We start from the raw sequence: 7,511 nt of genomic DNA, 5'->3' as shown, positions 1-7,511 counted from the left end.
AAGGTTAATCGAATAGTGATCACTTTGCCGTTCATCCCGAATTAACGCAAAAACACGAGCCAGTACGGCTCGATCAAAAGCCACTTCGTATCCTACTGTTTCTATCGCTGAAATAAAACGAGAGGCCTTGAGCAAGCCTTTATCGGGATCATTGATTCGAGCAAACAGCTCGTGATGGACTATGGCCAGTTTATTTGCTGGTGTGATTAAATAACACGCTTGTTGAAATAAGCTAATTTTCTCAGGAAGTAATAACTGATCAAATAACGTTCGCCAACGGACACTGCCACGTTCATCATCGGCCTTAATGGCTTTTTTGAATCGACTCCAAGCGTTTCCGCCTTGCATCTGAGCACTGCGTAAAGCGGTTTCAGTTTCATCAATAATACGACCTCTTCGCTCTCCTTCTCGATACATACTCACTCCGATATGAACCCAATTATTACGATCAATCGGAAATGGAGGAATGATCCTCTCGATGAATTTAAGGCATTGGCTCGCAACATAGACCACTTCTTTTGAGCCTTGATGAGGCATAAATATCGCAAAAACAGACTCATAATAACGCGATAAAATAACATCAGGGTAACGAGCGATAATATTGGTAATGCATTCGCCAACTTCGACGACTAAATCATCAACCACTCGTGGCCCCACCTCTTCTCGCGCAGCATCGAGTTCATCGATCCGAATCATAATCACTCCGCCGTAAGCGCCACTTTCTAATAAGCCGGACTCGAGCTTACTATCAAACAACACTCGGTTCGCCGCTCCGGTTAATTGATCCAGAAAGGTTTGGCTACGGATAAAACTGTCAAATCGGCTTCGCTCTTGACGAGCATCTTGTAACTCTTCAATTAAACGATCTATCGCTTCGCTGGCGGTATAAGGCCATTCACGGAGATCGCCTTTAGCATATTGCTCAACTCGCCCCGCTAAAATCATTCTTCCCCGCTCTTCAAGCAGTTCAGAACCAAGCAGTTGTTCTTTAAGCCACTTAATGCCTTGAACTAAGCAAAAAACAATCAAAGCGACCGCCAATGAAATTGCCCCCATTGCACTCATTGAATAGTCATAGCTCAGGTAAGGCGGGACGGCTTTAAAATGGATACGGTAACCTTGATGATGCGCTAAAACAAAATCAGCTTGATATAAACGTTCCGTGGCGATTTTAGATGATGAATCATTGAAACGATATACGATCCCAGCCTCGGAAGAGAGCTGCATTTCGACAATATTCGAGGCTTGTAACATTTTAGGCATCCAAGCCTGCATTGAATCCATGGCATTTGGCTCTTGAAGTTCTTTATCCACCACGTCAACAATGCCACGCAAGTAATGATTCAAGTACTCTTGCCCTAATTTCTGAAAAGAGAGTGTTCCTCCTAAAAAAAGAATAAACATGGCACTGGTTACAATTACCGTAACAAAAGCAACCAAGCGTGTACTCAATTTAAGTGTTGGGGTATAGCGCATGAAGCTGAAGTTCCTTTTCACCCACTGATTGAGAAAACGAGGCTCACACAGCATTGAGTCTGGCTAGCAACCAACTCGATGCATAGAGACAAGGCATATAAATCAAAGCATAACGTACACTATCACTATATAAAAAAGCCGCGTATTTCGCGGCTTTTTTTCAAAATTAGAGTCCTAGAATGGGATATCGTCGTCAAAATCCATTGGCGGCTCATTATATTGCGGTTGAGCGGCTGGTTGCTGCGGCTTAGGAGAATGGGCTGCTGGTTGTTGTGGCTGTCCCCACTGGCTTTGTTGACCTTGATTCATGCCACCTTGCGCTGACGCACCACTTTGCTGGCCGCGGTTCCCTAAGATCTGAGCTTCACCGACTGGCCATCGCACAACCACTTCGGTGGTGTACCTTTCTTGGCCTTGCTGATCTTGCCATTTACGGGTTTGTAGTTGCCCATCAATATAAACTTGAGTACCTTTTTTGGCATACTCACCAATAAACTCAGCGGTTTTACCAAACACAGAGACACGATGCCATTCTGTCTTTTCACGTTGTTCGCCGGTCGCTTTGTCACGCCAAGTTTCTGAAGTCGCTACAGTCAAGTTGACCATCGCATCCCCACTCGGCATATAGCGAACCTCTGGATCCTGACCTAAGTTGCCGATCAAGATAACTTTGTTCACACCACGGGTTGCCATTATTTGCTCCGTTTACCATCTTTCGATTTAGAAATAGTTTGTAAGAATAGCACGCTTTCTTATCAGTACCAATGCTCTGTCGTAGTGTGCTTCTCTCTCTTCATCTAATCGATAGACAGAGGCCATTTTTTCCGGCCATTCTCACTTTTTTCAGTTTTGATAATATCCTCATTTACTTGTCATATTGAAAAGCCACGCAAAATAAACATTCTCGTTTCGCATCAAGCCTCATTGTTCGGCATGGTGCTCATAATACTTAATCTTCGCCATACTCAAGGATGCAGTCATGCCAAGATCAAACTATGCTCGAACCATATATTATCTAACGTTAGATGAGAAAAGTGCCACGCCGCCTCTTTTACGTGATGCAATTGAACAGCTCGCTATTCCTATTCCAAAAATCGAACCAGAGCAACTGATTAGTGCTTATCAACACTCAAAACATAAAATTTTGTTATTGGATCATCAACAACATGAATCAATCAGACTACGCCTTGGCCCATTACAACTCACCAGCCCTCATTTGGAAACCATTCTATTTAATGTAGAAAAACGACTCCATACCGATACGCTGTTAAATTTTGGGAATTTAAAAGGAGTTTTCTACCAAACGGAAACGGCGGACAAGTTAGCACATGGCTTAGCTGAAATTATCAATGGGCAAAACTGGCTACCTCGTCATGTCTCTAGTCAATTACTGCATTATTACCGTTACATTTTTCAAGAGCATCAAATTAAGGCCACTATAAACCTCACCGCAAGAGAGCTTCAAATATTACGCTGCTTACAAACAGGAGCATCCAATATGAACATTGCGGAAAATTTATTCATTAGCGAATTTACGGTAAAGTCCCATCTATATCAGATCTTTAAGAAAATATCGGTCAAAAACCGAACTCAAGCCATTGCATGGGCCAACCAACGTCTCTTCTCTTAATTGAGTCTATCAGCACATTTTCAATTCATAATGCCGAGAATGTGCTGAATACTCAAAACAGAACATGGTAAAGTTGCGACACTCTTGTAATTCATTATTCACCATAGACAAAAATTACCGTATTGTTTTGATCATATAAGCGGTTGCAAGCTAGACAAAACTTGGCTAACAACGGCTCGATATGAAAAAGTGATACGGTCTTTTTTCTATTGATAATTCATAATAATAGGGCTTTTACTATGATTAACAAATGCCTTTTCCCGGCAGCAGGCTACGGCACCCGTTTTCTCCCAGCAACCAAATCGATGCCAAAAGAGATGATGCCTATCGTCAATAAACCATTGATTGAATATGGCGTTGAAGAAGCAATTCAGGCGGGAATGACGGGGATGTGTATTGTAACCGGACGAGGCAAACATGCCATCATGGATCATTTCGATATGAACTATGAGTTAGAGCACCAAATTCGTGGTACCAACAAAGAAGAATTATTGATCGATATTCGAAAGATCATCGAAACCGCACAATTTACCTATATTCGTCAACGTGAAATGAAAGGTTTAGGCCATGCCATTTTAACTGGACGAGAACTCGTCGGTGACGAACCATTTGCGGTCGTCTTAGCCGATGACTTATGTGTCAATGAACAGCAAGGCGTTCTAGCACAAATGGTCGCGCTTTATAAACAATTTCGCTGTTCAATTGTTGCCGTTCAAGAAGTGCCCGTCGATGAAACCCATAAATATGGGGTGATTTCCGGTGAAGTGATTAAAGACGACCTGTTCCGTGTCGATGATATGGTTGAAAAACCAGAACCCGGTACCGCACCAAGCAATTTAGCCATTATTGGCCGTTATATTCTTACTCCTGATATTTTTGAGCTTATCGAGCAAACCGAACCCGGTAAAGGGGGCGAGATCCAAATCACCGATGCCCTACTCAAACAAGCGAAAGCAGGCTGCGTACTTGCCTATAAATTTAAAGGTAGACGTTTCGATTGCGGCAGCGTAGAAGGGTATATTGAAGCAACCAATTACTGTTATGAGCATTTATACCAACAAAATGAACAGCATGTCACTCTGGCCAAACAATCTACCACAAAGTCTTAATCATTAATTTTTCCCGATTTTTAAAGCCATCCACTGGGTGGCTTTAATTTATCACTGTTTTTTTATCCAGTAGTTATTGCACAAATCTCACTCTATGTAATACTTGTGCAACTTGGCATTACATAGAGTTGATCTGATGGACACAATCGAAGTACGTGGTGCTCGTACCCATAATTTAAAGAATATTAACCTGACGATTCCCCGTGATAAGTTAATTGTCGTCACCGGTTTATCCGGTTCGGGAAAATCCTCTCTCGCTTTTGATACGCTATACGCAGAGGGCCAGCGTCGTTATGTGGAATCGCTTTCCGCTTATGCTAGGCAGTTTCTATCTTTAATGGAAAAGCCCGATGTCGATCACATCGAAGGGCTTTCTCCTGCTATCTCTATTGAACAAAAATCCACCTCGCATAATCCTCGCTCAACCGTAGGAACGATTACTGAGGTGTATGACTATTTACGCTTACTTTATGCGCGCGTGGGCGAACCCCGCTGTCCTGAACACCACGTTCCTCTCGCGGCGCAAACCATCAGTCAAATGGTTGATCAAGTATTGGCCCTCCCTGAAGGTTCAAAAATGATGCTGCTTGCTCCCATTATCAAAGAGCGTAAAGGCGAACACGTTAAAACATTAGAAAATTTAGCAGCACAGGGATTTATCCGGGCCCGTATTGACGGTGAAACTTGTGATCTCACCGACCCTCCCACACTAGAATTACATAAGAAACATACCATTGAAGTGGTGGTTGATCGGTTTAAAGTTCGCACCGATCTCCAGCAACGTTTAGCTGAGTCCTTTGAAACAGCCCTAGAGTTATCAGGTGGGCTTGTGGTGATAGCCCCGATGGAAGAAGAAGGGGAAGAGCTAATTTTCTCAGCCAACTTTGCTTGCCCACACTGCGGCTATAGTATGCGTGAACTAGAGCCTCGCTTATTCTCATTTAATAACCCGGCAGGTGCCTGCCCAACTTGTGATGGATTAGGTGTACAACAATATTTTGATCCTACCCGAGTGATTCAAGATGCAAGCTTAAGCCTTGCACAGGGAGCGATTCGCGGTTGGGATCAAAAAAATTACTATTATTTTCAGATGCTCACCTCATTAGCAGAACACTATAATTTTGATTTACATACCCCATTTAATAAACTGTCGAAACGTATCCAAGATGTGATTTTACAAGGATCAGGGCGTAGTGAGATTGAATTCAAATACGTGAATGATCGTGGGGATATTCGAGTAAAACGCCATCCCTTTGAAGGGATATTGCATAATTTAGAGCGTCGCTATCGAGAAACTGAGTCCAACTCAGTCCGCGAAGAGTTAGTGAAATACATCTCGACCAAGCCCTGTACCGGTTGCCATGGAACGCGTTTACGTATTGAAGCTCGTAATGTGTTTATTCATAATACCGCACTGCCTGACGTGGTCGAACTCAGCATTGCCGATGCATTAATCTTTTTTCAATCACTCCAATTAGAAGGTCAACGAGCACAAATTGCCGATAAGGTGATGAAGGAGATCATCGACCGTTTGCAATTTCTGGTCAATGTCGGACTAAATTATCTCAATTTATCACGCAGTGCAGAAACCCTTTCTGGGGGGGAAGCGCAACGAATTCGCTTAGCCAGTCAAATTGGTGCCGGATTAGTGGGTGTGATGTATGTATTGGATGAACCATCGATTGGTCTTCATCAACGGGATAATGAGCGACTGCTGAAAACCTTAACTCATTTACGGGATCTCGGTAATACTGTACTGGTGGTTGAACATGATGAAGATGCCATTCGTATGGCAGATCATGTGATTGATATTGGCCCAGGAGCCGGAGTGCATGGCGGGACAATTGTGGCAGAAGGTGATGTGGCTAACATCATTGCAACCCCCGATTCATTGACGGGTCAATATCTCAGTGGGGTAAAGAAAATTGCCGTTCCCAAACAACGCGTGATTCGAGATCCCCAAAAAACTGTCCAGTTAATTGGCGCTTCAGGTAACAACCTAAAAAATGTCACCCTCTCACTGCCAGTTGGTCTATTCACTTGCATCACGGGGGTCTCTGGCTCAGGTAAATCAACCTTAATTAACGATACTTTCTTTAGTATTGCGCATGCAGCTTTAAACGGAGCAACCACTGCCACGCCTGCACCTTATAAAGAAATCAAAGGGCTAGAACACTTTGATAAAGTTATCGATATTGATCAGAGCCCAATTGGCCGAACGCCTCGTTCTAACCCTGCTACTTATACCGGGATTTTCACCCCAATCCGAGAGCTTTTTTCTGGTACTCAAGAGTCTCGCTCACGCGGTTATAAGCCCGGGCGATTCAGCTTCAACGTACGAGGAGGACGATGTGAAGCGTGCCAAGGCGACGGTGTCATCAAGGTTGAAATGCACTTTTTACCCGATGTGTACGTGCCTTGTGATGCGTGCAAAGGAAAGCGTTACAATCGTGAAACGTTGGAAGTTCGCTATAAAGGAAAAACCATCGATGAAGTTTTGGATATGACCATTGAAGATGCTCATGCGTTCTTTGCCCCCGTCCCTGTCATCGCTCGTAAATTACAAACCTTGATCGATGTTGGATTATCCTATATTCGCTTAGGACAGTCGGCCACCACGCTATCGGGAGGCGAAGCACAACGGGTTAAATTGGCACGTGAGTTGTCCAAAAGAGATACAGGAAAAACACTGTATATCCTAGATGAACCGACAACGGGATTACATTTTCACGATATTCAACAGTTACTCACCGTTTTACACCGTTTGCGTGATAGGGGGAATACAGTGGTGGTTATCGAGCACAACCTTGATGTGATTAAAACGGCGGACTGGCTCGTTGATCTGGGCCCTGAAGGCGGCCAAGGTGGTGGCTTTATTATCGCCGAAGGCACACCAGAAGATGTGGCGCAGGTCGAAGGATCACACACCGCTCGCTTTCTAAAACCAATATTAGCGGGATAACTCTATATTGAGAGAAAAAAAAACGTTAAAGTACAGAAACCAGTCACTCAGTGCTGGTTTCTTTTTTCATCATAGACAGTGAGACGTATGGCAACCTTGCTACTGAGCGGTACACGACTTGAGCCTCAGCCGCCAATCGCACCATTAAATAAAGCATTTATTCTCTCTCTGGGAGGTGTTTATTTAGTGGCGATGCATTTTTTCATGCCGAATCCTGGAGGATCTGGGCTAGCTCTGTCTTTTAATCCGACCACGTGGATAGCAATCAGTGTTACGATAGCAATTGGTCTATATCAATTAGCGACTTATCAATCGATACGGTATTCTAAGCTAA

The 7,511-nt window shown here is 43.6% G+C and carries 5 protein-coding genes and 1 pseudogene; 4 read left to right on the top strand and 2 right to left on the bottom strand.

Annotated elements, in window-relative coordinates:
* Positions 1-1,476: diguanylate cyclase domain-containing protein (locus B7C60_RS10860; RefSeq protein WP_245869216.1), on the bottom strand; the 1,476-nt coding region annotated here is incomplete at its 3' end.
* Between the two features lie 174 nt (positions 1,477-1,650).
* Positions 1,651-2,169 (bottom strand): single-stranded DNA-binding protein, encoded by a 519-nt coding sequence (locus tag B7C60_RS10855; protein WP_099611675.1) that lies wholly within the window; start codon positions 2,167-2,169, stop codon positions 1,651-1,653.
* 286 nt (positions 2,170-2,455) lie between these two features.
* Between B7C60_RS10855 and B7C60_RS10850 the strand changes: the two genes are divergently transcribed.
* The 4 genes and pseudogenes from B7C60_RS10850 to B7C60_RS18925 form a co-directional block, all read left to right on the top strand.
* Positions 2,456-3,106, top strand: coding sequence for a LuxR C-terminal-related transcriptional regulator (locus tag B7C60_RS10850; RefSeq protein WP_099611674.1), 651 nt, complete (start codon positions 2,456-2,458; stop codon positions 3,104-3,106).
* A 239-nt stretch (positions 3,107-3,345) separates the two neighbouring features.
* Complete coding sequence (gene galU / locus B7C60_RS10845; RefSeq protein ID WP_099611673.1) at positions 3,346-4,215, top strand: UTP--glucose-1-phosphate uridylyltransferase GalU; 870 nt, start codon at positions 3,346-3,348, stop codon at positions 4,213-4,215.
* Between the two features lie 136 nt (positions 4,216-4,351).
* On the top strand, positions 4,352-7,177 hold the full coding sequence (uvrA, locus tag B7C60_RS10840; protein ID WP_099611672.1) for an excinuclease ABC subunit UvrA: 2,826 nt from the start codon (positions 4,352-4,354) through the stop codon (positions 7,175-7,177).
* A gap of 87 nt (positions 7,178-7,264) precedes the next feature.
* Positions 7,265-7,511 (top strand): annotated as a pseudogene (locus B7C60_RS18925) (ligase); the annotation flags it as partial.

It is taken from the genome of Vibrio fujianensis (assembly GCF_002749895.1).
Classification (GTDB): domain Bacteria; phylum Pseudomonadota; class Gammaproteobacteria; order Enterobacterales; family Vibrionaceae; genus Vibrio; species Vibrio fujianensis.
The sequence above is the reverse complement of the archived record's forward strand: the minus strand, read 5'-3'. Positions and strand labels throughout refer to the sequence as shown.

Bases quoted from the DNA above. Each gene is read 5' to 3' on its own strand.
- uvrA (WP_099611672.1), top strand. From the start codon at position 4,352: ATGGACACAATCGAAGTACGTGGTGCTCGTACCCATAATTTAAAGAAT.
- B7C60_RS10850 (WP_099611674.1), top strand. From the start codon at position 2,456: ATGCCAAGATCAAACTATGCTCGAACCATATATTATCTAACGTTAGAT.
- B7C60_RS10855 (WP_099611675.1), bottom strand. From the start codon at position 2,169: ATGGCAACCCGTGGTGTGAACAAAGTTATCTTGATCGGCAACTTAGGT.
- galU (WP_099611673.1), top strand. From the start codon at position 3,346: ATGATTAACAAATGCCTTTTCCCGGCAGCAGGCTACGGCACCCGTTTT.